The sequence below is a fragment of the Azonexus hydrophilus genome, assembly GCF_905120355.1.
GTDB lineage: Bacteria > Pseudomonadota > Gammaproteobacteria > Burkholderiales > Rhodocyclaceae > Azonexus.
In genome coordinates, this window is record NZ_CAJHOB010000006.1 from 1 (window position 1) to 26,764 (window position 26,764).

The 26,764-nt window shown below is 61.8% G+C and carries 20 protein-coding genes; 9 read left to right on the forward strand and 11 right to left on the reverse strand.

Annotated elements, in window-relative coordinates:
* Positions 1–191 precede the first annotated feature (191 nt).
* Positions 192–752: an NUDIX domain-containing protein gene (locus tag JYJ39_RS05840; RefSeq protein WP_205202858.1), complete on the forward strand. Its 561-nt coding sequence runs from the start codon at positions 192–194 to the stop codon at positions 750–752.
* A 2-nt stretch (positions 753–754) separates the two neighbouring features.
* Here JYJ39_RS05840 and serB read toward each other — a convergent pair whose 3' ends face one another.
* From serB to mfd, 3 genes are read right to left on the reverse strand one after another with little or no spacing between them, the layout of a single operon-like run.
* Positions 755–1,594 carry a phosphoserine phosphatase SerB gene (gene serB, locus JYJ39_RS05845; protein ID WP_205202859.1) on the reverse strand — a complete coding sequence of 280 codons (840 nt, stop codon included), beginning with the start codon at positions 1,592–1,594 and terminating at the stop codon, positions 755–757.
* A 54-nt stretch (positions 1,595–1,648) separates the two neighbouring features.
* Positions 1,649–2,725: a 3-deoxy-7-phosphoheptulonate synthase gene (locus tag JYJ39_RS05850; protein WP_205202860.1), complete on the reverse strand. Its 1,077-nt coding sequence runs from the start codon at positions 2,723–2,725 to the stop codon at positions 1,649–1,651.
* A complete protein-coding gene (mfd, locus tag JYJ39_RS05855; protein ID WP_205202861.1) occupies positions 2,722–6,201 on the reverse strand; it encodes a transcription-repair coupling factor in 3,480 nt (1,159 codons plus the stop codon). Before mfd ends, JYJ39_RS05850 begins: the two co-directional genes overlap by 4 nt.
* 222 nt (positions 6,202–6,423) lie before the next feature.
* Between mfd and JYJ39_RS05860 the strand changes: the two genes are divergently transcribed.
* Both JYJ39_RS05860 and JYJ39_RS05865 read left to right on the forward strand, forming a co-directional pair.
* The gene (locus JYJ39_RS05860; RefSeq protein WP_205202862.1) at positions 6,424–8,580 is read left to right on the forward strand and encodes a sensor domain-containing protein; all 2,157 of its coding nucleotides are present in this window, start codon (positions 6,424–6,426) and stop codon (positions 8,578–8,580) included.
* 5 nt (positions 8,581–8,585) lie between these two features.
* Complete coding sequence (locus tag JYJ39_RS05865; RefSeq protein ID WP_275887959.1) at positions 8,586–9,803, forward strand: TIGR03862 family flavoprotein; 1,218 nt, start codon at positions 8,586–8,588, stop codon at positions 9,801–9,803.
* 32 nt (positions 9,804–9,835) lie between these two features.
* Here the strand turns inward: JYJ39_RS05865 and JYJ39_RS05870 are convergent, their stop codons facing one another.
* The 4 genes from JYJ39_RS05870 to JYJ39_RS05885 all read right to left on the reverse strand — a co-directional run bounded on the left by JYJ39_RS05870 (position 9,836) and on the right by JYJ39_RS05885 (position 15,682).
* Positions 9,836–12,409, reverse strand: a complete 2,574-nt coding sequence (locus JYJ39_RS05870) for a PAS domain S-box protein (protein ID WP_205202863.1) — start codon at positions 12,407–12,409, stop codon at positions 9,836–9,838.
* A gap of 5 nt (positions 12,410–12,414) precedes the next feature.
* Positions 12,415–13,497, reverse strand: coding sequence for a response regulator (locus JYJ39_RS05875; protein ID WP_205202864.1), 1,083 nt, complete (start codon positions 13,495–13,497; stop codon positions 12,415–12,417).
* Positions 13,498–13,580: 83 nt separating this feature from the next.
* On the reverse strand, positions 13,581–14,441 hold the full coding sequence (gene rsgA / locus JYJ39_RS05880) for a ribosome small subunit-dependent GTPase A (RefSeq protein ID WP_205202866.1): 861 nt from the start codon (positions 14,439–14,441) through the stop codon (positions 13,581–13,583).
* Positions 14,438–15,682: a M48 family metallopeptidase gene (locus JYJ39_RS05885; RefSeq protein WP_205202868.1), complete on the reverse strand. Its 1,245-nt coding sequence runs from the start codon at positions 15,680–15,682 to the stop codon at positions 14,438–14,440. The genes rsgA and JYJ39_RS05885 overlap by 4 nt, the downstream gene beginning before the upstream one ends.
* A gap of 79 nt (positions 15,683–15,761) precedes the next feature.
* Here JYJ39_RS05885 and orn point away from each other — a divergent pair, with 79 nt between their 5' ends.
* A complete protein-coding gene (orn, locus tag JYJ39_RS05890; protein WP_205202869.1) occupies positions 15,762–16,322 on the forward strand; it encodes an oligoribonuclease in 561 nt (186 codons plus the stop codon).
* Between the two features lie 38 nt (positions 16,323–16,360).
* Here orn and JYJ39_RS05895 read toward each other — a convergent pair whose 3' ends face one another.
* Both JYJ39_RS05895 and rpmE read right to left on the reverse strand, forming a co-directional pair.
* The gene (locus JYJ39_RS05895; RefSeq protein WP_205202870.1) at positions 16,361–17,989 is read right to left on the reverse strand and encodes an ArnT family glycosyltransferase; all 1,629 of its coding nucleotides are present in this window, start codon (positions 17,987–17,989) and stop codon (positions 16,361–16,363) included.
* 59 nt (positions 17,990–18,048) lie between these two features.
* Positions 18,049–18,273 carry a 50S ribosomal protein L31 gene (rpmE, locus tag JYJ39_RS05900; protein ID WP_205202871.1) on the reverse strand — a complete coding sequence of 75 codons (225 nt, stop codon included), beginning with the start codon at positions 18,271–18,273 and terminating at the stop codon, positions 18,049–18,051.
* 337 nt (positions 18,274–18,610) lie between these two features.
* Here rpmE and JYJ39_RS05905 point away from each other — a divergent pair, with 337 nt between their 5' ends.
* The 5 genes from JYJ39_RS05905 to JYJ39_RS05925 all read left to right on the forward strand — a co-directional run bounded on the left by JYJ39_RS05905 (position 18,611) and on the right by JYJ39_RS05925 (position 24,739).
* On the forward strand, positions 18,611–20,683 hold the full coding sequence (locus tag JYJ39_RS05905) for a TonB-dependent receptor (RefSeq protein WP_205202872.1): 2,073 nt from the start codon (positions 18,611–18,613) through the stop codon (positions 20,681–20,683).
* A gap of 64 nt (positions 20,684–20,747) precedes the next feature.
* A complete protein-coding gene (locus JYJ39_RS05910) occupies positions 20,748–21,800 on the forward strand; it encodes an ABC transporter substrate-binding protein (RefSeq protein WP_240189559.1) in 1,053 nt (350 codons plus the stop codon).
* 40 nt (positions 21,801–21,840) lie between these two features.
* The gene (locus tag JYJ39_RS05915; RefSeq protein WP_205202873.1) at positions 21,841–22,650 is read left to right on the forward strand and encodes an ABC transporter permease; all 810 of its coding nucleotides are present in this window, start codon (positions 21,841–21,843) and stop codon (positions 22,648–22,650) included.
* On the forward strand, positions 22,647–23,486 hold the full coding sequence (locus JYJ39_RS05920; protein WP_205202874.1) for an ABC transporter ATP-binding protein: 840 nt from the start codon (positions 22,647–22,649) through the stop codon (positions 23,484–23,486). Before JYJ39_RS05915 ends, JYJ39_RS05920 begins: the two co-directional genes overlap by 4 nt.
* The gene (locus JYJ39_RS05925; RefSeq protein WP_240189560.1) at positions 23,483–24,739 is read left to right on the forward strand and encodes an NnrS family protein; all 1,257 of its coding nucleotides are present in this window, start codon (positions 23,483–23,485) and stop codon (positions 24,737–24,739) included. The genes JYJ39_RS05920 and JYJ39_RS05925 overlap by 4 nt, the downstream gene beginning before the upstream one ends.
* A 36-nt stretch (positions 24,740–24,775) precedes the next feature.
* On the opposite strand, the gene JYJ39_RS05930 is transcribed toward JYJ39_RS05925, so the two are convergent.
* Positions 24,776–25,225 carry a hypothetical protein gene (locus JYJ39_RS05930; protein WP_205202876.1) on the reverse strand — a complete coding sequence of 150 codons (450 nt, stop codon included), beginning with the start codon at positions 25,223–25,225 and terminating at the stop codon, positions 24,776–24,778.
* Positions 25,226–25,310: 85 nt separating this feature from the next.
* On the reverse strand, positions 25,311–26,594 hold the full coding sequence (locus JYJ39_RS05935; protein ID WP_205202878.1) for an O-acetylhomoserine aminocarboxypropyltransferase/cysteine synthase family protein: 1,284 nt from the start codon (positions 26,592–26,594) through the stop codon (positions 25,311–25,313).
* Between the last annotated feature and the right edge of the window lie 170 nt (positions 26,595–26,764).

Sequence of the window (26,764 nt, forward strand, 5' to 3'; positions counted from 1 at the left end):
CGCCAATGATAGTGAGCATCTCGCTCGCGAAAGTAGGTCACCGCCAGGCAACACATACCAACAAAAGCCCCTAGTTACCAAAGTAACTAGGGGCTTTTGCGCTTGAAAAAAGAAAATTCGGTGAGGCAATAAATCCGGAACGACAGGTGCTACGTTATTATTCCTGTCACTCATTACCTGAAAATAGCCCCATGTCCATTGACGCGCATTTGATCGAGATTGAACTGCAGACGGAGCAAGTGTTTTCCGGTGGTTTTCTGCAGGTACATCTGGCGCGGGTTGCCTTGCCCAATGGTGCCGAGTCTTTTCGGGAGTTCATTACCCATCCCGGGGCAGTCGTCATTCTGGCCTTTCTGCCGAGTGGTGACTTGTTATTCGAGCGGCAGTTCCGCTACCCGTTGCGGCGCGTTTTCCTCGAATTGCCCGCGGGAAAGATTGATGCGGGCGAAGATCCCCTGCAGACGGCGCAGCGTGAGTTGCGGGAAGAGACGGGTTATACGGCGGCGAGTTGGCACTACCTTGGGGTGATGCACCCGTGCATTGGCTATTCGGATGAGCGGATCGAGATTTTCGCGGCGTATGATTTGGTGCGCGATGGGGAGCAAAAGCTCGATGCCAATGAATTTCTTGAAATAACGCAGCTGTCACCAGAGGCAGCGACGGCCGCTGTTTTTGCTGGCCAGATTACTGATGCCAAGACGATTTCAGCACTGTTCTGGCTGCCGCGCTGCCAGCAATCGGGCACGAAATAAATTCAATCGAACAGGGCGAGCAAACTGTCCAGTCCGCCGAAGTTGATGCTGATATCGGCTTTGGCACGGGTGGCCGGTTTGGCATGATAGGCAACGGATAATCCCGCCTCAGCCATCATCAGCAGATCATTGGCGCCATCGCCGACGGCGATGACTTGCTCTTTTCTCAGCCCCAGTTCATCGCGCAACCGAGCCAGATGCTGTGCCTTGGCATTGGCGTCAATGATGTCGCCAACGACCCGGCCGGTCAGTTTGCCTCCAGAAATTTCCAGTTCATTCGAGGTGGCAAAATCGAAGCCGAGTTCAATGCGCAGGCGCTCCGTGAAGTAGGTGAAGCCACCGGAAAGGATGGCTGTGCGCAGGCCGGCTTGCTGGCAGGCATCGAGCAACTCACGTGCGCCGGGTGATAGCAGCAGGCGCTCGCCGAACACACGTGCCAGCACGCGGGCATCAAGGCCTGCCATGAGGGCCAGGCGGCGGCGCAGGCTTTCGCGGTAATCGATCTCACCGCGCATGGCCGCTTCGGTGACGGCCGACACCTCTGCTTTCTTGCCCGCAAAATCAGCTAGCTCGTCGATGCACTCGATGGTGATGAGCGTGGAGTCCATGTCGAAACAGATCAGGCCGAAATTGCTCAGTTTTGTGTCGCTGGCGACAAAGGCCCAATCCAGTTTTTCCGCTTCGATCAGAGGCAGCAGCTGTTCGAATTCATTTGTACGGCACGCACCATGGAAATGCGTGCTTTGCGGCGGGCGAGGTTCGACGCGCTCAGCACCTGTCGCGCGAGCGATGTTCTCGAGCAGGAATGTGGGCAGTGCGGCTCCCTGGAGCACCAGTTTCATAGTCTCAATATCTCTATCGCGGCCAGGCACGGGGCGTTACCGCAGTGTGGTCATTCAGTCCGCCAGGCGTCCCGGCAGCACATCGCGTAGCAGGGTGGCTGCTTCCCGCAGGGATTTTTCCGTGGTGTCCCAGTCGATGCAGCCGTCGGTTACGGAGCAGCCGTATTTCAGTTGCGACAGATCGGCTGGAATCGGTTGATTGCCTGCTTCGAGATTGGATTCGATCATCACGCCGAGGATGGAATTGTTGCCGGCACGGATCTGACTGACGATGTCGGCCATGACCAGCGGCTGCATTTCCGGTTTTTTGGAGCTGTTGGCATGCGAACAGTCGACCACCAGGTTGGCCGGCAATTTGGCCTTGGCCAGGGCGGCCTCTGCCAAAGCAATGGAAACCGTGTCGTAGTTCGGGCCATTTTCGCCGCCGCGCAGCACGACATGCCCGTGCGGGTTGCCACGGGTGCGCACGATGCTGACCTGGCCGTTGCTGTTCAGGCCCAGGAAAGAGTGCGGACGCGAGGCGGAGAGGATGGCATTGGTGGCCACTGTCAGATCGCCGCTGGTGGCGTTCTTGAAGCCGACCGGGGTGGACAGGCCGGAGGACATTTCCCGGTGCGTCTGCGACTCGGTGGTGCGGGCACCGATGGCGGCCCAGGAAATCAGGTCACCATAGTATTGCGGCCCATACGGGTCGAGTGCTTCGGTACCGGCCGGTAGGCCGAGTTCATTGACCGCCAGCAGGAAGGCGCGGGCCTTTTCCATGCCGACATCGACCTGGAAGGAGTCGTCCATGAATGGATCGTTGATGTAGCCTTTCCAGCCGACCGTCGTGCGTGGTTTTTCAAAATAGACCCGCATCACGATGCACAGCGTATCGCTGACGTCATCGGCCAGCGTCTTCAGACGGCGAGCGTAGTCGAGGCCGGCTACCGGGTCGTGAATGGAGCAGGGGCCAACGACGACGAACAGCCGGTGGTCGCGGCGATCCAGAATGTCGCGCAGGGCTTGGCGTCCGGCGGCAACGGTGTCGCCGGCGGCTGCGCTCACCGGCACACGTGCCTGGATTTCGCCCGGACTGGGCATGGGGTCGAACGAGGCGATGTTGATGTTTTCGAGTTGAGTTGTAGTCATTGTGTCAGTTCGCGAAGCATGTCCTTGATGGCGGCCACTTTATCCTGCAGGCTGGGGCAGTGGCGCAAAAGCGTGATTTTATCCTGCCCGGCGAGCTTGTAGTGGCGGTTCTTCTGAATCAGTTGAATGATACGCAGCGGTTCGATGGGCGGATTTTTGGCAAATTCGGGGGCAAACTGCAGGGTGATCTGGTCGGCGCTGGCATCCAGCTTTTGTACCAGCAAGGGTTGCAGCAGCAGGCGCAGGCGGTGGGTGGCGATCAGGGCTTGTGCCTGGGGTGGCAAGGGGCCGAAGCGGTCGATCAGCTCTTCCTGCAGGGTGTCGATGTCGGCTCCGTTTTCGCCGTTGGCCAGTCGTTTGTACAGATTCAGACGTTCGTGTACGTCCGGACAGTAAGCATCCGGCAGCAGCGCCGGGGTGCGCAGGTTGATTTCGCCGGAGACGCCGGGGGGCTGGGTGAGATCGCCCGCATCCAGCGGTTTGCCCTGCTTGAGGTGGGCAATGGCACGGTTGAGCATGTCGGTGAATACGTTGAAACCGACTTCCTGCATGTTGCCGGATTGATCGTCGCCGAGGACTTCGCCGGCCCCACGGATTTCCAGGTCGTGCATGGCGAGGTAGAAGCCTGAGCCGAGATCTTCCATCTGCTGGATGGCCTCCAAGCGCTGCCGTGCCTGCTTGGTCAGGGCCTTGTCGTCGGGAACCAGCAGGTAGGCGTAGGCCTGGTGGTGCGAGCGACCGACTCGACCGCGTAGCTGGTGCAGCTGGGCCAGACCGAATTTGTCGGCGCGGTTGATGAGGATGGTATTGGCGTGCGGGTTGTCGATGCCGGTCTCGATGATGGTGGTGCACAGCAGGAGGTTGGCGCGCTGGCTGGTGAAATCGCGCATGACGCGTTCTAGCTCGCGCTCGTTCAGCTGGCCGTGGCCGACCACGATGCGCGCTTCCGGTACCAGTTTTTCCAGTTTTTCCCGCATGTTCTGGATGGTGTCGACTTCGTTGTGCAGGAAATACACCTGTCCGCCGCGTTTGAGTTCGCGCAGCACCGCTTCGCGGATGATGCCGTCGGACAGGCGGCTGACGAAGGTCTTGATGGCCAGACGCTTGCTGGGGGCAGTGGCGATCACCGAGAAGTCGCGCAGGCCCTCCATGCTCATCGCCAGCGTGCGCGGTATCGGCGTCGCTGTCAGCGTCAGTACATCGACTTCGGCGCGCATGGCTTTCAGCCGTTCTTTCTGCCGCACGCCAAAGCGGTGTTCTTCATCAATGATGACCAGGCCCAGACGGTTGAAGGCGACCTCCTTGCCGATCAGCTTGTGGGTGCCAATGACGATGTCGATCTTGCCTTCGGCCAATTCTTTCAGTGCCAGCGCCGATTCCTTGGCAGTGTTAAAGCGTGACAACTCAGCGATTTTTACCGGCCAGTCAGCAAAGCGGTCGCAAAACGTCTGGTAGTGCTGTTCGCAGAGCAGGGTGGTCGGGCACAGTACGGCGACCTGCTTGCCCCCGGCGACAGCGCAGAAGGCAGCACGCAGTGCGACTTCCGTCTTGCCAAAGCCGACATCGCCGCAGACCAGTCGGTCCATGGGTTTGCCGCTGCGCATGTCGTCGATGACAGCGGCAATGGCAGCGGCCTGATCGGCGGTTTCCTCGAAACCGAAGCCCTCGGCGAACAGTGCGTAGTCGTTTTCCTGGAAGGTGAAGGCATGACCTGCGCGGGCGGCGCGTACGGCGTAGAGGGCAAGCAGCTCGGCAGCGGTGTCTCGCGCCTGTTCCGCTGCTTTGCGCTTGGCTTTTTCCCACTGTCCGGAACCCAGCGTGTGCAGTGGCGCGGCATCGGGATCGGCGCCGGAGTAGCGCGAAATGACGTGCAACTGGGCGACTGGCACGAACAACTTGGCGTCGCCGGCGTAGTGCAATTCGAGAAATTCCTGCTCGCCCAGGCCCAGGTCCATATGCACCAGGCCGCGGTAACGGCCGATGCCGTGGCTTTCGTGCACTACTGGATCGCCCACTTTCAGTTCAGTGAGGTCTTTCAGCCAGTTGTCGAAACTGGCTTTGCGCTGTGCGTCCTTGCGGCTGCGTCGAGGGCTGCTGGCGAATAGCTCGTTTTCTGTGAGGAAAGCCAGCGAGTCGAGGATGAAGCCTGTTTGTAACGGGCCGACGGCCAGGGCAAAGCGGGTGTCGGTGGCGAGAAATTCGCCGAGGTCGGCGCAGGTGCCAGCCTGCAGTCCATGTTCGCTGAGCAGCGAGGCCAGCGTTTCCCGCCGTCCGGCGGATTCGGCAAGCAGCAGGACCCGCCCGGGAAAACTGTCCAGCCAGTCGCGCAATGCCGCCAGCGGTGTGTCGCTGCGGCGGTTGATGGCCAGGTTGGGCAGGGAAAGCGGCATCGGTCCGGCGGTGTTGGCGAGGCTACTCCCTTCTTTTGTTTCCTCGGGGCTGCGTCCGATGGCGAGGCGTGGATAGGATTTGCAGGCGGCGAAGAAGGCTTCATCGCTCATGAACAGTTGGTCGGGCGCCAGCAGGGGGCGTACCGGGTCGCCTTGCAGCAGGTTGTAGCGAGAGCGGGTGTCGCTCCAGAAGGTGCGCAGTGCGGCAGGCACGTCGCCATGCGTGAGGATGAGGGCGTCCGCCGGCAGATAATCGAAAAAATGCGACGTTTGCTCGAAGAACAGCGGCAGGTAATACTCGATGCCGGGACTGGGAATGCCGGCAGAAATGTCCTTGTAAATGCCGGAGCGGCCAGGGTCGCCCTCGAAGGTTTCGCGGAACGCCTGGCGGAAGCGGGTGCGCCCGGCCTCGTCCATGGGGAATTCGCGCGCCGGCAGCAGGCGGATTTCGGGGACCGGGTACAGACTGCGCTGGGTATCCACGTCGAAAGTCTTGATGCTTTCGATTTCGTCGCCGAAAAGATCAATGCGGAAAGGTAGTGCAGCCCCCATCGGGAAAAGGTCGATCAAACCACCGCGGATGGCGTATTCGCCCGGCGCGACTACCTGGGTGACGTGGGCGTAGCCGGCACGGGTGACCTGAGCGCGGAACTTGTCCGCATCAATGTTTTCGCCTTTCTTGAAGGCGAATGTATAGGCCGCCAGATAGTCTGCCGGCGGCAAGCGGTACAGTGCGGTGGCGGCCGGCACCACAATGATGTCCAGGGCGTTCTGCGTGATGCTCCACAAGGTGGCCAGGCGCTCTGACACCAGATCCTGGTGCGGTGAAAAATGGTCGTAGGGCAGGGTTTCCCAGTCGGGCAGCTGACGCACCTTCAGTTGCGGTGCGAACCAGGCGATTTCTTCAATCAGCCGCTGGGCATCGGCAGCACGGGCCGTGATCAGTGTCAGCAATCGTCCGCGCTGGGCGCTCGCCAGTTCAGCGATGAACAGTGCGTCGGCAGAGCCTGAAGGCAGGGTGAGGTCGAGGCGGTGACCCGGTTTGGGTAGTTGTGGCCGGGGAAAAAGCGGAGACGGAAGCGACACAGCGGATAAATTCGATCAGGGGGGATGCGATTATAAAGACTCACGCGTGCGCGAACACTTTTACCTTTATGCCGACGGGTATTTTTGCTTGCTACAGGTAAACGAGTAGTGATTTAATTTGCTGTTGACCTGGGGTGGGGATGCCCATATAAGAGTGGGTTTTTGGAGATTTTTGCAGTAATGAACACCCCTCGGCATACTCTGTTGCAACTGAGAAATGTGATGCACGACGTCACGTTGCCGGAATGGTGGGTGGCAATTTTGCAGAGCGCCAACTTCTCCATCATCACGACGGACGAGAATGGTCTCATTCTCAGTTTTAATCCCGCCGCCGAGCGCATGCTGGGCTATCACGCCGAGGAAGTGATCGGTCGGCATACCCCCGCGTTGTTTCACGACCCGCAAGAGGTGGCCGAGCGCGCACGCTATTTGTCCGAAATCAGCGGTCAGCCGATGGACCCCGGTTTCGATGTGTTTGTTGCGCAAGCCCGCCGCGGTGTGGCGGAAGAGCGCGAATGGACCTATCTGCACAAGGACGGGAAGCGGCTGACGGTACTGTTGTCGGTGACCGCGATGCATGCGGCGGATGGCAGGATTCGTGGTTTTCTTGGCATCGCAGCGGACATCAGCGAGCGCAAACGTCTGGAGAACAGACTGACAGAGGTGCGCCAGCGCAAGTTGAGCGTGTTCGAACAACGTCTGCGTCTGGCAGAAAAAGTGTTCGAATACAGCTCGGAAGCGATCATGGTGACCGATGCCAATGGCGTCATCATCCGCGTCAACCCTGCTTTCTCGCATCTTACGGGTTATGCCTCGAACGAGGCGATCGGGCAGACACCGCGGCTGCTGAGTTCTGGCCGGCACGATGCGGCGTTCTACGAGCGGATGTGGCAAGCCCTGATCAATGAAGGGCAATGGTCCGGTGAGGTGTGGGACAAACGTAAAGATGGCTCGATCTATCCCAAATGGGCGGTCATCAATGCAGTACGCGAAAATGGCGTGACGACGCATTTCGTGGCTTTATTCGTCGATATTTCAGAGCGCAAGGAAGCCGACGAGCGCATCCAGTATCTGGCCTATCACGATCATCTGACCGGTCTTGCCAACCGCCTGATGTTCGAACAGCGCATGCAGCACGCGATTGCCCGGGCGGAGCGGAACGGTAGCCGGCTGGCCCTCATCTTCATCGACCTCGACCGCTTCAAGAATATCAATGATTCCCTCGGCCACCAGTTTGGTGATCAGCTGCTGATCGAGGCTGCACGCCGGTTGCGGGCTGCCGTGCGGGTCTCCGATACGGTGGCGCGATTGGGCGGGGACGAATTCCTGGTGGTCCTGGAAAATGTCGGTGACCAGAATCGCTGTGCCCATCTCGTCGTTAATTTGCAGGCAGAGCTGGCGCAAGCCTACGTCATCAATGGTACGCAGGTGCACGCGCCGCCCTCGATGGGCGTGGCGATCTATCCCACCGATGGTACCCGGGTCGAAACCTTGATGCAGCACGCCGATATGGCGATGTACCAGGTCAAGGCGCAGGGACGTAATGCCTGGGCATTCTACGCACCGGCGATGAATCAGGCGGTGCAGGAACGTTTGCAACTGGAAAATGACCTGCGCCGGGCGTTGGCAGATGCAGAGTTCGTGCTGCATTACCAGCCGCAGTGGGCGATCAGTGAGCGGCGTCTGATTGGTTGGGAGGCGCTCGTTCGCTGGCAGCACCCGCAGCATGGTTTGGTGCCGCCAGAGAAATTCATTCCCATCGCTGAAGAAACCGGTCTGATCGTGCCGCTCGGGGAATGGGTGCTGACCACCGCCTGTGCGCAAGCCATGGCCTGGCAGCGGGCGGGGCTGGGGCAGCAATTGATGGCGGTGAACCTTTCTGCCCGCCAATTTACAGAGCGCAACTTGCTGGAACGGATTGACGCTGTGCTGGCAAACACCGGATTCCCGGCGGAGCAACTCGAACTGGAGATTACGGAAAGCGTCCTGATGGCTGATGCCGAGCAGGCGGTCGATATTCTCCATGCACTCAAGCAGCGCGGCATCCGCATTGCGATCGACGATTTCGGCACGGGCTATTCTTCGCTGGCTTATCTGAAGGCGTTTCCGGCGCATAAATTGAAAATCGATCGTTCTTTCGTGCGTGATGTGAATGAAGATGCCAATGATGCAGCGATCGTCTGTGCCATCATCTCGCTGGCGCGCAGCCTCGGTCTGACAACGCTGGCCGAAGGTGTCGAGAACGAAGCGCAGCGCACGCTTCTCGAGGAACACGGGTGTCATGAGCAGCAAGGCTATCTTTGGGGTAAACCACTTTCTGCCAGTGCCGCAGAGGCTCTGTTGCGCAGTTTTACTGCCCCTGCTTTTACCGATATCTAGACCACGTGCGTGAAATCATCATCATTGGCGGTGGCCCGGCGGGTTTGATGGCTGCCGAGCGTTTGTCCTGCAGCCCGGGGGTGCAGGTGACAGTTTATGACGTCATGCCTTCCCTGGGGCGTAAATTCCTCATGGCCGGCGTGGGCGGCATGAACATCACCCACAGCGAAGCGCTGGATACCTTTGTCTCCCGTTATGGCCCGCAGGCGGCAGAAATCCGCCCCTGGCTGGATGCATTCGGGCCGCAGGCCATTCGCGAGTGGATTCATGGCCTGGGTATCGAGACCTTCGTCGGCAGTTCAGGCCGGGTCTTTCCGCGCGAGATGAAGGCGGCACCGTTGCTGCGTGCCTGGTTGCAGCGCTTGCGCCAGCGCGGCGTGCGTTTTCAGGTACGCCATCGCTGGCAGGGTTGGTCCGCAGATGGACGGTTGCGTTTCCAGGGGCCGGAGCAAGAGGTACTGGTGCGTGGTGCCGCAGTCTTGCTTGCGCTGGGAGGCGGCAGCTGGCCGCAGCTGGGTTCGGATGCCGCCTGGGTGCCGGTGTTTGCGGCAGCGGGTATTCCGGTGACGCCGCTCAAGCCGGCCAATTGTGGTTTTACGGTTGCCTGGAGTGAGCATCTGCGCACACGTTTTGCCGGTGCCGCCGTCAAAACGGTACGTGCAAGCTGCTGTGGTCCAGCGCCGGAAGGGCGGCAAGGTGAATTCAACATCACCGAGTACGGGATCGAAGGGGGCCTGATTTATGCACTTGCAGCACCGTTACGCGATGCCTTGCTCGCCGGGCAACCGGCGGTGCTGTATCTCGACCTGTTGCCCGGGCGCTCCTTGGCTGATGTGCAGGCGGCCCTGCTGCAGCCGCGAGGGCGCGATTCGCTGGCCAACCACCTGCGTCGGCGGCTGGGCATAAGTGGTGTCAAGGCGGCGCTGCTGCATGAACTGCTGCCCGCAGCAGGGCTGCGTGACATGGCTGAGCTGGCTCGCCATATCAAGCATCTGCCTTTGCCGGTGGTAGCCGCCCGACCCTTGGCGGAGGCCATCAGCACGGCGGGCGGGGTTGCCTTCAGCGCGGTAAACGCAGATTTGATGCTGACGCAGCATCCGGGTGTGTTCGTGGCAGGGGAAATGCTTGACTGGGAAGCGCCTACAGGCGGCTATCTGCTCACCGCCTGTCTGGCCAGTGGTTACCGCGCTGGAGAGGGCATCCTGCGCTGGCTGCAGGCATAGCCTGAAAGGCTGCCGGCGCCAGCAGGGCAGGTCTACAGTGCTGCCAGAGCCTCGTCCAGCAAGGCGGCAGCGGCACCTGTATCGAAATGCTCGATATGCTGCTGGAAGCGCAGGAATTTATCTCCGAGGAGTTGCTGCAAGGCGTCGTTTTCTTTCTGTAGACGCTGGTGTACGGCGAAATCCCCTTCGTGCAGCAACTGGCTCAGGCCGTTCAGATGCTGGCGCAAGGCGTGTGGGTCGAGGCGGGTGGCCGGTAGCTGCTCACGCGTTTGCGCGAGGATGGGGCGCAGGGCATCCTGCAGGGCCTGGTAGTGCGTTTCAGTTTGCGCAATATGCTGCAACACGACCTCGGCTGGCTGCCCCTGACGGAAAGCCTGGTCGGTGGCCGCCGCACTTTCGAACACCACGTTTGCGCCGAGGGTGGCGGCGGCGCCTTTGATGGAGTGGGCCAGGCGGCGCGCTTCCTCGTGCTGGTTGGTGGCGAGCAGGGTCCGCATCTGTGCGAAATCACCGCTGTGTGTCTGGATGAAGGTTTCGAGCAGGCGCACATACATGGCGCGTTTGCCCCGTACGGCATGCAAACCGGCTGCGGCATTGAGGCCGGGGACTGTATTCAGCGGTTCGCTGCCCGGATTCTGGGGGACACTTGCCGATGCGGTTTGCGCCGTTGTCCCCGGGCGGTGCAGCGGAACAGTGAACCAGAAGGTGCTGCCTCGACCGGGGGTGCTGTCGACCCCGAATTCTCCGTGCAGCAATTCGATCAGACGGCGACAGATGACCAGTCCCAGGCCGCTGCCACCATGCTGGCGGGTGAGCGAAGGGTCGCCTTGTTCGAAAGGAAGGAACAGGCGCTGCTGCGCTGCTGTGCTGATGCCGGGACCGGTATCGCTGACTGAAAAACGCAGGAAATCGCGCCCGCTGGTGTCTGTTTCCTGCGTCACCATCAGGCCGACCATGCCGTCCTGGGTGAACTTTATGGCGTTCGAAAGCAACTGATAGAGAATCTGGCGGATGCTGCTGGTGTCAGAAAGGGCGCGGGCAGGGAGGTTCAGCGGGTGCTCGATGGTGATGGCCAGACCTTTGCCGGTGGCCTGCTGCAGCTGTTGTGAGCGGCATTCCTGAAGCAGGGCGAGCGGCGAAAATTCCTGTGTTTCGCTCGAAACAATACCGGCTTCCAGGCGCGACAATTCAAGAATGTCGTCGAGCAGTTGCAAGAGTTGCTGCGCCGCCTGATCGATGCGCGTCAGGCGCGTCTCGCTTTCATCGAGCGGCGCTGTGTTCAGATCCCGTTGCAGGAGATGGGTGAGGCCGATGATGGCATTGAGCGGGGTGCGGATTTCGTGGCTCATGTTGGCCAGAAAGGCGCTCTTCGCACGATTGGCTGCCTCGGCCTCTTCCTTTGCACGCAGATACTGGCCGGTACGCTGGGCAACTTGCTGTTCGAGTTCCTTACGGTAACGGGACAGCTCGGCTTGCTCGGCCTTGCGTTCGGTGACGTCCTCCTGAATCGACAGGTAATGGCTGATGCTGCCGTCTTTCTGGCGGATCGGCGAAATGATGGCGTGCGAAATGTAGTTGCTGCCATTCTTGTGCTGGTTGCGGAATTCGCCTTCCCAGGTCTGCCCGGCAGCGATCGCCGCCCACAGGGTTTTCGCCTGCATCGGATCATGGTTGCTGCCAGCCAGGAATTCCGCATTGCGGCCGATGCTTTCCGCTGCACTGTAGCCGCTGACTTTCTCGAAGTGTCGATTGACATATTCGATCCGGCCCTGCAGATCGGTGATGAGTACGCTGTTCGGGCTTTGCTCCAGGGCGCGCCACAGCTTGTTCAGGTTGATTTCGCTTTCTGCCACGGCAGCGCGTGCCCGCAGGCGTTCGATGCCCAGGCTGATTTCATCGGCGAGTTCGGCGAGCAGGGTTTTTTCTTCTGCATCCGGTTCGTTGTCGGGCTGATATTTCAGACTCAACTGCAGGCTGAGCCCCCCTTCCACCAAGATGGGGAGGCGCAATTCGTGCACCGCGGGCGGCTGCGCTTCTGCCTCTTGCAGCGAGAGGAAACGCGCATCCAGGTAGGTTCCGGTCGTGATGAAGAGCTGGCACAGCTCGGCCAGAAACTGAGCTTCTTCGCTGGCCCGCACTGCCTTGCGTGCGATGCCGGCCTGCAGCGCGAGCGCCCGGTGCTGGCGGGCGATGTGCTGGCGGTCGTGATAGTGCGCGCTGATGTCGGTCAGGATGCCGTGGAACAATTCCGTGCCGGTATCGGCGAGATGGCTGCGCTGCCCGCAGTCACGCACCCAGATCCAGTTGCCGCTGGCATGGCGGATGCGGTACTCAAGGGTGTGCCCGGGGTGTTCGCCGCGTTGCAGTGCCGCCATGGCTGCCGCGTACGCCGCTCGGTCTTCCGGGTGAATACGGGTTTGCCAGCTGCTGAGCGGGTAGCTCGTGGTGGCACAATCTTCGCCGAGAATGCGGTGCAGATTGCAGCAGCAACGCAGTAGGTCCTGTTCCGGCAGGTATTCCCACACGCCCGCTTGGGCGGTACCCAGGGCCAGCGCCAGGTGAGAGTCAAGGTGGCGCAGCATGCCGGTGGCGTCCGAAGCGCTCATGATGGTTACTCGGCGTAGTTGTCGGCGATACGTTTGAAGGTGTCGAATTCGCGGATAAAGGCGTCGACGACATCCGGGTCGAAGTGCGTACCGCTGCCGGAAACGATGATCGAGTAAGCCTCTTCGTAAGGCATCGGGGGTTTGTACACCCGCGCGCAGATGAGCGCGTCGAAGACGTCGGCCAGCGCCATGAGGCGGGCGGAGATGGGAATGCCATCGCCAGCAAGGCCACGCGGATAACCGCTGCCGTCCCATTTTTCGTGGTGACCGCGGGCGATTTCCTGGGCGATCTGCAGGAATTCCACCGGTCGGGCAGAATCGGCGATGGCCTGGGCAATGGCCTCGGCACCGATTTCGGCGTGCGTTTTCATGATGGCCCATTCATCCGGTGTCAGCTTGCCGGGTTTGAGCAGGATGTGGTCGGGGATGCCGACCTTGCCGATGTCGTGCAGCGGCGCCGATTGTGCCAGCTGGCCGATGGTGCGTTCGTCGAGGTAATGCGAGAAACGCGGGTGGTGCTTCAGGCCGCGCGCCAGGGTGCGGACGTATTCCTGCGTGCGACGCAGGTGGTTGCCGGTTTCCGGGTCGCGTGTTTCTGCCAGGTGGGCCAGGGCATGGATGCTGACTTCCTGGATCAACTGGTTTTCTGCCATGCGGCGCGCCACTTCCTGCTCGAGATAGGCGTTGTGGTCGCTCAGGATGTCGCGCGCCCGTTTCAGTTCAAGCTGGGCGCGGACACGGGCAAGGACGATGGCGGGGCGGATGGGTTTGGTGATGTAATCGACAGCGCCCAGGTCGAGGCCTTTTTCTTCGTCATCGGTGCCATCCATGGCGGTGACGAAAATGACGGGAATGTCACGCGTCGTGGCGTTGTCGCGCAACTCGCGGAGCACCTGATACCCATCCATACCCGGCATCATGACGTCGAGCAGGATCAGATCCGGTGGTGGCGGGCTGTTGGCGATCTGCAAGGCGCGGGCCCCGGAGTTGGCGGCGCGGACGCGGTAGGTGGGTTGCAACAGCTCGCCGAGGACACTCAGGTTTTCGGGTACGTCGTCAACAATCAGGATGTTGGGTTGGGCTTGCATGGACGTTTTCCGTATGTCGCAACAGTTTGCCGAATTATGTCTGTTTTTGCGTTTTCTACCTATAGCACCGATGGGCGGCCCGGTTATACACCAGTGAGCCGGGCATAGCTGGCGAAGCGGCTTTTGTCGATTTCGCCTGAGTCCAGGGCCGGGCGCAGGGCGCAGCCGGGCTCCTGGCCGTGGCGGCAGTTGCGGAAACGGCAGTGTCCGAGGTAGGGGCGGAATTCGCGGAAGGCATATTCGATTTCGCCTCGTTCTAGGTGCGCCAGTCCGAATTCCTGCAGGCCAGGGGAATCGATCAGGAAACTTTCGGCATCCAGTGGATAGAGGGTGGCGTGTGTGGTGGTGTGCTTGCCGGAATCGAGTGCTTTGGAAATTTCCCGTGTGGCGGCACCGGCATCCGGGATCAGGGCGTTGATGAGGGTTGATTTGCCCATGCCCGATTGCCCGACCAATACGCTGGTCTTGCCCTGCAGTCGGGGACGTAGCAGGTCGGCGCTGCTGCGGGCGGACAGTTCCAGGACCGGGTAGCCGAGATCGGCGAATACAGAGAGCTGTTTGCGGGCACGTGGCAGGGTCTCCGTCAGGTCGCATTTGTTGAGCACGAGATGAACTTCAATTTCCTCGCTCTCGGCCGCAATGATGGCGCGGGTGATGAGGTCGTCGGAAAAGGCCGGCGCACAGGCAACGACGATGACGACCTGGTCGACATTGGCGGCAATCAGTTTCTGCCGCGTTTCGTTGGAGCGGTAAAGCAGTTGCCGACGTGGCAGGATGTTTTCGATGACCCCCTGATCGTCGGAGGTGCGCATGATTTCCACCCAGTCACCGCAGGCGACATCGCTCTTTTTGCCGCGCGTTACACAGGGTAGATGCTCACCATTGCCGGTATCGACCAGATAGTGTCGTCCGTGGGCGGCGATGATGCGTCCCTGCAGGGTCATGCCTGTACTCCCTGCAGGCGGAGAATGCGCAGCGCCGCCGGGGGGTGGGAATCGTAAAAGAGCGAATGCAGAGGGTCCGGGGTCAGCGTGGCGGCATTGTCGTCATAGAGTTTGACCAGTGCGTGTACCAGTTCACCAGCGGCAGTGTGTTCGGCGGCGTAGGCATCGGCCTCGAATTCGTGGCGGCGCGACCAATAGCTGGTCAGCGGTGTCAGCGGAAAGAGGAAGACCGGTACGACCAGGAAAAACAGGGTCAGTGCCAAGGCCGTGCTCTGCGCCGGGACGCCCAGTCCGGCGTAGAACCAGGGGGCGTCGATCAGTTGGCCGAGTAGGGCGAGGAACAGGAGCGAGCTGGCAAACATCAGCAACATGCGCTGCAACACGTGGCGTTTGCGGAAGTGCCCCAGTTCGTGCGCCAGCACGGCTTCGGTTTCGCTGGGTGAGAGGCGCTCCAGCAGAGTGTCGAAAAAGACGATGCGCTTGTTGTTGCCAAAACCGGTGAAATAAGCGTTGCCGTGGGCCGAACGCTTCGATCCGTCCATTACGAACAGGCCGTTGCTGCGAAAGCCGCAGCGTTTCAACAGGGCTTCGATGCGCTGTTTTGCTTCGCCGTCAGGCAGGGGCGTGAATTTGTTGAACAAGGGGGCGATCCAGGTCGGGAAAATGAACAACATGAGCAGGTTGAACACGCTCCAGAACAGCCAGACATAGAGCCACCACAGGCTTCCCATGGCTTCCATCAGCCACAGTACGGTCGCCAGTACGGGGGCGCCGATGACGAGGCCGAGCAGGGTCTGCTTCAGCAGGTCGCTGGCGAACAGCGCCACCGTCATCCGATTGAAACCGTGCCGGGCTTCGATCACGAATTGCTTGTAGAGCGAAAACGGTAGATCGACCAGACCGCTGAGCAGCATCACGCTGAACATCAGCGCCAGGCCGTAGGAGATACCGTCGAGGCGGGCGGCCCAGAAGTCATGCAGGGCGAGCAGGCCGCCACCGAGGGTCAGCGCGAGCAGCCAGGCTGTATCGACGGCGATGTCGACCAATGCCACCTTGCTGCGGTCGATGCCGTACGCCGCCGCTTTCTGATGCGAAGCCAGGCTGATGTGTTCGCTGAATTGCGCCGGGACCGTGGAGCGGTGGGCAGCAATGTGACGCCATTGGCGTAATTTCAACCACAAGCGGATGCCGCAGGTCAGGGCCAGGATGCAGAGGAACAGGAGGCGGAAAGTGTCGGGCACGGGAAGGAACTAAGGGAGAGGGAGGAGGTGTGCGAGAATTGCGGCTTAGGCAACATTATTCTTGATTACGGGCAATTATATGGCAGGCAACGCAAACAACCTGGTATGGCTGGATATGGAAATGACCGGTTTGAATCCGGAGGGCGATCGCATCATCGAACTGGCCATGGTGGTGACCGACAGCGAGTTGCGGATGGTGGCGGAGTCGCCGTCCTGGGTGGTGCATCAGTCGGACGCCACGCTGGCGGCGATGGATGAATGGAATCAACGCACGCACGGCCGTTCCGGGTTGATTCAGAAGGTGCGCGAATCGACCTTGTCCGAAACGGATGTGGAAGCTGCCGCCCTGGAGTTCCTGCGGAAATACTCCGGCAAGGGCCATTCGCCGATGTGCGGTAATTCGATTGGTCAGGATCGTCGCTTCATGGCGCGCTACATGCCGACCCTGGAAGCTTTCTTCCACTACCGCAACCTTGATGTCAGCACCCTGAAAGAATTGTGCAAGCGCTGGCAGCCGCAGATTTACAAGGGGTTCAGCAAAAAGAGCAAACATACCGCGCTGGCGGATATTTACGAGTCGATCGATGAGCTGAAGTACTACCGGGCGCATTTTCTTGTGCCCCGATCTGCCGACGCTTGAGCTGCGTGATTCCGGCAAGGCGGGCAGGTACGCCGGAATCAACGCTGGAACAGACGGAATTTCTCGCGCCGCTCACCCGGGCGGTTGCCTTGCCAGACGAGTCGCCAACTGGCATCTGGTGCGCTGAGTTCGCTGCTTTGGTCGCCGACCACCAGCAGCCAACGGCACTGCTGGCCGGCGCGGGTGCTCCAGTCCAGCGGTGCCAGGTTGGCGAAGTACGCCAGTGAAGCGCGCTGTGCCGGGCTGAGATGGCGTTCGGCCAGGCAGGTGGTGCCCTCTGGCAAGGCCTTGGCGACGGCTTCGGCAACCGGACGATAACTGCGGCCGTAGTCGAACCAGGGCAGGATCAGGGTGGTGGCAAGCAGCCAGAAAGTGGTGAAACCCAGGGTCCAGTGCGTCAGGCTGCGGTAGGGAGAGCGTGGCGCGGTGACGATCAGCCACCACCACCAGACACTGATGGCAATCCCCAGCAACAGGTGCCAGGCATTCAATTCACCGACGAAACCTGGGCGTAATTCCACCACGCGTTGTGCCAGTCGCGGTGGGAAATCGAGCGCCATGGCCGACCAGGCCAGCCAGACGAGCGCCGCCAGCAGGCTGAACAGGCTCATGGCGAACCAGTCGAAGGCGTTGGCCGCGCCGCGGCGCAAATTCAGGGCGCCGGGGGCGGCGAGCAAGGCCAGGGGCGGGAGCAGTAGCAGGGCCGGGATTTCCCGGGGCCGGTACGCCCAGGCAAGTAGCAGCAAGGTCAGGAAAAAGAGGATCAGTGGCAGCAGTTGCGCCGGATGGCTCGCCTGTTTTCGTTGCCGCCACGCGTGCCAGAGGGCCCACAGCGCGAGCGGCAGGGCTGGAAAGGCAAATGTGGGGAGCAGGCTGCTGAAACGTGCGAGACCTGTGAAGGAGAAGGGCGTGGCCAGCGGTGTGAGTTCGGTGTGCAGCCAGGCATCGAGACGGCCGGGGCGCCATTGGTCGAGTGCCAGCAGCCAGGGGGCAACGAGCAGGGTGGCCAGGGCGAGGCCGAGCAGCAGGGTCTGCGCTGCCTGTGTGCGCTGGCCGGCGAAATACCAGGCGAAAGGTGCGATCGCCAGCAGCGGCAGGGTGGGAGCGATGCCGGCGCCGAGCAGGCAGGCGGCCAGGGCGAGGCCGTAGAACAGGCCGGCGGCCCACGGCTTGCGTGCCATCAAGGCGCCGGCGCCGATGGTTCCGGCGTAGGCGGCGAGGGCAACCAGCATCGGCTGTGCGTCGTGGGCATGCAGCAGCAGGCCGGCCGAACCAGCCAGCACCATGGGGGCCGCCGCGGCGTGTTCATCACCGTGCAGTTCGCGGCCGGCGTAATACAGGGCCACCAGGGTCAGGGCAACCCAGGCGCCGCTGGCTAGACGCAAGGCGTCGTGCAGAGGCAGGATGTGGCCGAAGAGCCAGCCACTGATGGCGGCGCTCCAGTAGTAGAGGGGAGGCTCGTGAAATGGTCTGCCGGCGAGCATGGGGGCCAGCCAGTCGCCACTGGAGAGCATTTGCCAGGCGGTGGCAATGTGGATGGCGTCTTCGCCCTTCCACGGATCGCGGCCAAATAAACCGGCCAGTACGTAGAGCGCCAGCATGCCGGCCAGCATCCAGCCGGACGGTGGCAATTGGATTCCCTGGCGTAGTTTCTGGAGACTGGGCATGCAGACGAGAAATGAAAAAGGCAGCCTGCCGGCTGCCCCTGGTATTCGTGAACTGCGGATCAGGCTGCGGTCTTGCGACGCATGGCGCCGAATTTCTGGTTGAACTTCTCAACACGACCGGCGGTGTCGACGATCTTCTGCTTGCCGGTGTAGAAGGGATGGCAGGCGGCGCAGACTTCGATGTGGAAGGCGTCCTTGGCCATGGTCGACTTGGTGGCGAAGGTGTTGCCACAGGAGCAGGTGACCTGCACTTCGTGGTAGTTCGGGTGGATTTCGGCTTTCATTTCATTTCCTTTAGTCAAGCGACCGGCGGTATTGGCCGATCTGGGAAGCGCGGGATTATCAATGATTTGCGGTCGCCGTGCAATGCCTGCTGCAGGTATTTTTATCGTTTTTTCTGGAAGACATCGGAAAGGTGCAGTTTTTTACTGTGCGGATGTTTTGGGTGAGGGTGGCCGTTTTGTCTCCGACCATGGCACCGGATGTGGGAGCACGGACTGGATCTTTGATGTCAATCAAGGTGAGAATTGTTATCATTAACTAGAGTCTGCTTTTCTTTGTTCAACACCTCACCGGCAAGCCAGCACGACGCCAGCCAGCCATGCTTTCCGGAGTTATTTCATGGATCTGCCCCGTATTTCCCCGTTGGCGTTGGCGCTGTTATGCGTGTTCGCCCCTGTCCGTGCTGAAGAAGCGACGCTGGCCACAGTTAACGTCACCGCCAAGGGTTATGCCGCGGCGGATCTGGAAACGCCGGTCAGCACGTTGTCGCTCGATCGGGAAGAGATCGCACGGCGCGGCGCGGCCAACGTCGGCGATGCCTTGCGCGGCGAACCGGGGATCGCCGTTTCCAACGATAGCGCGCAGGGGCAGAACCCGGTCATCCGCGGCCTAGGCAAGGAAAGCATGGTGCTGCTGGTCGATGGCATGCGCTTCAATTCGGCGCAGCCGGCCGGTGCGATTGCCTCGTTCATGACGCTGGGTCTGGCGGAGCGCATCGAGGTGGTCAAAGGCGGGGCGTCGGTGTTGTACGGGACGGGGGCGCTCGGTGGCGCAATCAACGTGCTGATGCCGCAGGCGCGCTTCACGCCGGGCGTTGGCGTCAATGCCGGAGCCAGCTACGACAGTGTCAGCCAGGGCTGGCGTGGCACGGCGGTGATGAACGCCAGCGCGGGCGACCACGCGCTGATGCTGGGTGCGTCGCTGGCGCGCATCGACGATTACAAGTCGCCGGAAGGCCGCGTCAAGCGCACCGGTTACGATTCCGATGCCGTCATCGGCCAGTACCGCTTCCGCATCGACAGTCAGCAGCAGTTGCGCGTTTCAGCGCAATGGCACCGGGATGAAGATGTCTGGTACCCGGGTTCGACCCGCCCCATCAATCCGGCCAATCCGGCGGTTGGTACGAATACCGTGCATTCGCCGAAACAGGAGCGCCGTCTGTACGAAGCGGGTTACAGCCGCAAGGGGGACGGGGCGGCGCCGTTCAATTTTGATGTGCGTGTCTATCGTCAGGAGATGGAGCGCAGCATCTACTCCTGGGCCAATCGCTTCAACCGTGACATGGTCACCAATGAGGTCACCTTCCGTACCGATGGCGTCGACGCCAAGGCGGATTGGTGGGTTCACCCGCAGCATCAGCTGGCGCTTGGTGTGAACGCCTGGAAAATGAGCGGTAATCCAGACCGGCGCATGAGTTCGCCGCCGGCATTTCCAGCACCGGTGGTGAACAATCCGTTTCAGGATGCTGAAATTCGGGCGTTGGGTTTGTATCTGCAGGATGACATGCGTTTTGGCCAGCTCAATGTGCTTGCCGGTTTGCGCTGGGATCAGGTTGAGGGAAGTGCAAAAAGTATGAATCCCAATGCAGCCAATCCGGCGATGCGCCGTTTTTCCGGGCTGAAAGAGAAGGAAAGTGCCGTTTCCGGCAGTCTGGGGGCGATTTATGAAGTGGCGCCGCTGTTGCGTCCGTATGCCAGTTATGCCCGTGCCTTCCGTGCTCCCGGCATGCGCGAGCGTTTCGAATCCGGGCCACGGGGCGATGGTTACTATTACACCGGCAGTCCAGAGGTCGAGGCAGAGCAGGCGGATCAGTATGAAATCGGGATCAAGGGTGAGACCTCAGCGTTGAATTACCAAGTGTCCGCCTTTTACAACAAGATCGACAATTACCTCACCGGCCAGATCATGCCTGCCGCCACGACGCCGGCTTGTGCCGGGAATGCCTTCTGCAAGAAGACCGTCAACCTCGGCAGTGCGACGATCAAGGGTTTCGAGGCGAAAGTGGCCTGGCAGGTCAGCGGCAGTCACTGGCTGAACGCCAGCTACTCGCGCATTCGCGGCGAGAACGACGACATGAACGAGCCGCTGTTCCAGATGCCGGCAGATGAAGTCTCGCTTGGCTGGATCGGTCAGATCATGCCCGGCGTCAAGGGCGATTTCACGCTGCGCCTGGTCGATGAGCAGAAACGTGTCGCCACCCGCTTTACCAATGGTACGGAAAACCGTACGGCGGGGTTCGTCACCGCCGATCTGGGGGCAACCTGGCAGTTCGCGAAAAACCAGAGCCTGCGGCTGGCAGTCAGGAATATTGCCGACAAGACCTATCATGAGCATTTGAGCGAAGGGCTGTCCGGCAGCGAGATCAAGGCGCCGGGGCGTAATGTCCAGATTGCCTGGCGTGGCAGTTTCTGAGTTGCCGGCGCTATTGCAGGCGGGGGGATTGATGGCGGCGTTTGTGTTTACGAGGAAGAGAGAAATGAAGTTGGCTTTTCTTGCCCGCTATATCGGGTTGTTGGCGGCATGTGTGGTGTCCGTCAGCGTCGGTGCGGCGGCTCCCGGAGCGGCCGCAACAGCGGCCTCTACCCCCGCCAGACTGCCGAAACTGACCTTGTCCGGTCCATTTGCCGCCGTCTCCTTTCCGCTCATCCACATGGTCGAAAGCGGCGCTTTGAAGGACGTGGCGGAAACGGTCGAGTTCGTACCCTGGAAAGATCCCGACCAGCTGCGCGTGCTGGCGCTGGACAGCAAGCAGCCGGCGGATTTCATTGCCATGCCGAGCAATGTCGCGGCCAACCTGTACAACCGCGGCGTGAAGCTCAAGCTCATCAACATTTCCACCTGGGGCGTGCTGTGGCTGGTGTCGCGCGATCCCAAGCTGAAAACCCTGGCCGATTTCCAGGGCAAGGAAGTGCTGATGCCCTTCCGCGCCGACATGCCGGACATCGTGTTCCAGACGCTGGCCGCCAAGGCCGGGCTGGACCCGAAAAAGAATTTCCGCCTGCGCTACGTCGGCACTCCGCTCGATGCCATGCAGTTGCTCATTGCCCGGCGGGCCGATCACGCGTTGCTGGCCGAGCCGGCCGTGTCGATGGCCCTGCGCAAGACCAAATCCTTCCCGGTCAGCCTGATCGCGCCCGATTTATACCGCAGTGTCGATGTGCAGCAGGAATGGGGGCGGCTTTTGCGGCGTGAGGCGCGCATTCCACAGGCGGGGATCGTGGCGATGGGGAAGGTGCTTGCCCACCCGGCGCTGATCGAGCGTTTTCAGAAGGCCTATGCCGCCTCCCTGCGCTGGTGCGAGCAACAGCCGCAGGAGTGCGGTGCGCTGGTCGCCCGGCGGATCGATCTGCTGACGCCGGAAGCTGTCGCCGATTCGGTGCGCGTCGATAATGCCGTGTTCGTCACCGCCGCTGATGCGCAGCCCGAACTGACATATTTCTTTCAGCTCCTGTACGAGCGCCAGCCGGGTCTGATCGGCGGCAAACTGCCGGCGCCGGATTTCTACTATCACCCTGACTCCGCCCGATGATCCCCCGATTACCTGTTCTTCTGCCCGCTCCGTACTCCCCATGAAACTCCTGCGCGCCTGGCTGGCCGGCATTCCGGCTTATCTGTGGAGCGGCTGGGGGGCGCTCGCCAGCCTCTTTCTCCTGCTCGCCGCCTGGGAAGCGGGAAGCGCCCTCTACGGCGCCTTGATCCTGCCCGATCCTCTGAGCGTGTTCGCCACCCTGGGCGACTTGCTGGGGAGTGGCGCGGCCTGGCCGGAACTCTTCGTCACCGCCCGCCGCGCGCTGATCGGTCTGGCGCTGGCGATTGCCGCGGGCAGCCTGCTCGGCATGCTGGCTGGGGTGTCGCTCACCGCCTCGATGATGGCGCGCCCGCTCGTCACCGTGCTGCTCGGCACGCCGCCGATTGCCTGGCTGGTGCTGGCGATGCTGTGGTTCGGCGCGAGCGACGGCACGCCGGTATTCACCGTGTTCATCGCCTGTTTTCCGGTGATTTTCGTCGGCGCGCTGCAAGGCACGCGCACCCTGGACGGGCAGTTGAAGGACATGGCGACGGTGTTCCGCTTGCCGGCGCGCATGAAATTCTTCGACCTCTACCTGCCGCACGTCATTTCCTACCTGTTTCCGGCCTGGATTACGGCGCTCGGCACGTCGTGGAAGGTGGTGGTGATGGCCGAATTGCTGTCGTCCGCCGACGGCGTCGGCGCGGCGCTGGCGGTGAGCCGCTCGCAACTGGACACAGCCGCGACGCTGGCCTGGATCGCCGCCGTGGTGCTGGCCCTGCTGGCGGTGGAATATCTCTTTCTGGAGCCGATCAAGCGCGAACTCGAACGCTGGCGCAGCCAGGAAGGCGGCGGGGAGCGGATGCGATGAGTCAGGCGCTGGAAATCCGTGGCTTGAGCCACAGCTATCCGCCGCGTACGGTGCTGGAAGATATTGAATTCAGCGTCCCGGCCGGGCGCACGGTGGCGCTGGTCGGGCCTTCCGGCTGCGGCAAGACCACCTTGCTGCACCTGTGCGCCGGTCTGTTGAGCGTGCAGAAAGGCGCGCTCGGCAATCCTTTCGAGCGTTCGGCGGTGATGTTCCAGCAGCCGCGCCTGTTGCCCTGGAAAACTACACAGGACAACATCGCGCTCGGCTTGCAGGCGCTCGGCGTGCCGGTGGTAGAGCGTTTGGACAGGGCGAAAGCGCTGGCCGAGGCGGTGGGGCTGGATGCGCTGGCGCTCGGCCAGTTTCCGCACGAACTGTCCGGCGGCATGCAGAGCCGGGCGGCGCTGGCTCGGGCGTTGGTGCTGGCGCCCGATCTGCTGCTGATGGACGAGCCGTTCTCGGCGCTCGACATCGGCCTGAAACAGCAACTGCATCGCCTGCTGCTCGAACATCAGGCGGCGCACGGGCTGACAGTGCTGATGATTACCCACGACCTGATGGAAGCGGTGCGGCTGGCCGACAGCATTCTCGTCATGGCGGCAGAGCCGGGGCGCATCGTGCATCGCCTGGAATTGCAGCAACCGGCCCGCCTGCGCAGCGATGCCGAGGTGTACCGCCTGACCGCCGAATTTCTGCAGCACCCGGCGGTGTGCGCGAGCTTCGACATTCTGCCGCCGCAGCTTGGGGCGGCGCAGGTGCGGTCGACGCAAATCGAGTCGACGCAAATGCAGGTGACACAGCAGACGCCATTGACGCCGCCGCAGGAGCGCCGGACATGATGAAAATGCAGCTGCGAATGTATTTGCCAAGCGCCCCCGTCTGGATGTGCGGTTTCCGCTCCTTTTTCCTGGCCTCGGCGGGCATGGCCGTGGCCTTGCTCGGCTGGTGGGTGCTGTTTCTCCTGACCGGCGGCGCGCTGCCGGTGCCGCAGGTGCCGGGCGGGCCGTTCATCTGGCACGCGCATGAGCTGATTTTCGGCTTTGCCCTGGCGGCGCTGGCCGGTTTCGCGTTGACCGCTTTCCCGGAATTCACCGATACGCCGAGCATCGCACCGTGCACGGTGCGCCGGCTGTTCGGGCTGTGGCTGCTCGGGCGGCTGGGCTTCTGGTTGTCCGGGCTGCTCGGCGCGCCGGCGCTGGCCTTGTCCGGGGCGGCGCATCTGGCCTTGCTCGGCGGGCTGCTTTATCTGCTGGCCCCGCGTCTTTTCGCCGCGCCGGACCGACGGCACATTTCCTTCGCCTGGGCCTTGCTGGCGCTGGCCGGCGTGGTGGCGGGCTTCTATGTCGACGCTCTGCGCGACGAGCCGCCGGGGCGCTGGCTGCATGTCGCCCTGGGCCTGTTCATGATTTTCATCGTGCTTGCCATGAGCCGGATTTCCATGCGCATCATGAACGACGCGCTGAACGAGGAAGCCGCCCGGCGCGGCGAGGCGGCGGATACCGTGTATCGCGCCCGCCCGCCCAAGCGCAATCTCGCCATCGTCTGCATCGCCGCCTATACCGCCGCTGAATTCTTCCTGCCCGGCAACCGTCTGGGCGGCTGGCTGGCGCTGGCAGCCATGGCGGCACTGTTGCATCTGCAGAGCGACTGGCACCTTGGCCGTGCTTTGTTGCGCCGTTGGCCGTTGATCCTGTTTTCGGTGTACTGCTTGATGGCGGCAGGTTATGCCCTGATCGGCTGGGACCTGTTGCTGGCCAGCGGTACATTTTCTGCCGGGCGTCACCTGCTGACCGTGGGGGGGCTGGGGATTGCCGTCTACGCTGTGTTGAATATTGCCGGGCGCATTCATAGCGGTCATCCGCTCGAGCGACGCGCCTGGGTGCCGATTGGCGCTGCGGCGCTGGTGTTGGGGGCGCTGCTGCGCGCCGCCAGTGCCTGGCCGGTGCTGCCGGCCGGGGTGGTGTGGGGCGCGTCCGGTGCCTGCTGGGCTCTGGCCTACGCGCTCTGGCTATGGCACATGTTCCCCATTCTGAGCACGGCGCGTAGCGATGGCGGGACGGAGTGCGAGGAAATTCTTACGCCGCAGGAGTGAGCCCGCATTTCCGGTGTTGCCGGCGGGAGGCGAGGGTCAGCTGGCAGCAGGGGCGTTGCTCGGTTCCGCTGTGGCGGGAGCCGCAGGAGCCGGCTGCGGAGCAGGCACAGCCGGGGGGGCTGCTTCTGGCACGAGGTCGGTGTCGGCACTGCTCGCCTTCTTTTTCTTTTTGCTTGCGTTTGGCGGTTGCGGTGGCGGAAGTTGCGGGGCGATGGTGTCCAGCTTGTTTTCCCGCATGTACTCGTCCATTTCGCGCCAGCCGGCATAGATGCTTGATTTTGGTAGCCAGGCGTAGATCGAATAGCAATCTTCGATGGCCCGTCCGGAATGGCGGCAGGCGCTGCCGACAGCGCGTCCCTCGGAGTCGTTCTTGGCTTCTTTTTGTGCCGGTGTTTCCACCCCCAGCGTTGAGGACAACTGGTCGCAGCCATTCAGCAGCAACGCGACCGGCAGGAGCAGACAGAGGAGGGGCGAAGATTTTTTCATGGGCAGGATTTTCGCATAAGCCCCGGGGCTTGCAAAACAGCCCGGGCAGTCACCCGGGCTGTTGTTCCGCGGCTGGCGCAGAGGATCAGGCGGCGTTGAGGGCCTGATCGAGATCGGCGATGAGGTCGTCGATGTGCTCGATGCCCACCGACAGGCGGATCATGTCTTCGGAGACACCGGCCTTGGCCAGTTCTTCCGGCGACAGCTGGCGGTGCGTGGTCGAGGCCGGGTGGCAGGCGAGCGTCTTGCAGTCACCGATGTTCACCAGGCGGGTGACCAGCTTCAGTGCATCCTGGAACTTGCCGCCGCCTTCGCGGCCTCCGCAGTTCGTTCCCTTGACACCGAAGTTGAGGATGCCGGAGGCGCGGCCACCCATGTACTTCTGCACCAGTGCATGGTCCTTGTGGTCGGGCAGGCCGGCGTAATTGACCCAGCTGACCTTCGGGTGCTTCTGCAGGAACTGGGCGATCTTCAGCGAGTTGTCGCAGATGCGGTCCATGCGCAGCGCCAGGGTTTCGATGCCCTGCAGGATCAGGAACGAGTTGAAGGGCGAAATCGCCGCGCCCATGTTGCGCAGCGGCACGACGCGGGCGCGGCCGATGTAGGCGGCGGCACCGAGGGCTTCGGTATAGACGACGCCGTGGTAGGACACGTCCGGTTCGTTGAGACGCTTGAACTTGGCCTTGTGCTCGGCCCACGGGAACTTGCCGCTATCGACGATGATGCCGCCGATGGAATTGCCATGGCCGCCGAGGTACTTGGTCAGGGCATGGACGACGATGTCGGCGCCGTGCTCGAACGGGCGGCACAGGTAAGGCGAGGGCACGGTGTTGTCGACGATGACCGGCACGCCATGCTTGTGGGCGATCTCGGCGAGCTTTTCGAAGTCGGTGATGTTGCCGAGCGGGTTGCCGACCGATTCGCAGAACACCGCCTTGGTCTTGCCGTCGATCAGTTTTTCGAAGGCTGCCGGGTCACGGTAATCGGCGAAGCGCACCTCGATGCCATATTGCGGCAGGGTGTGGGCAAACAGGTTGTAGGTGCCGCCATACAAGGTGCTGGACGTGACGATGTTGTCGCCGGCTTCGGCAATCGTCTGGATCGCAGCGGTGATCGCCGCCATGCCCGAGGCCATGGCCAGCGCCGCAATGCCGCCTTCCATCGCGGCGACGCGCTTTTCCAGCACGTCGGTGGTCGGATTCATGATGCGGGTGTAGATGTTGCCCGCGACCTTGAGGTCGAACAGGTCGGCGCCGTGCTGGGTGCTGTCGAAGGCGTAGGAAGTGGTCTGGTAGATGGGTACGGCAACCGATTTGGTCGTTGGGTCGGGACTGTAGCCGCCGTGTACGGCAAGCGTTTCAAGTTTCATGATGGCGTTTCCGTTGTTGAGTGAATGGTGTGGAGAAAAAGCGCAGGGCGGAGCTTACGGCGAAGCGATAGGCGATTCAATAATATTGCCCACTATGCTTATGCCTTCCATTGCCTGTCGCTTTTTTCGGCAACTGCGAAAGCGGTGGATCTGAGCAAGGGATGTCAGTG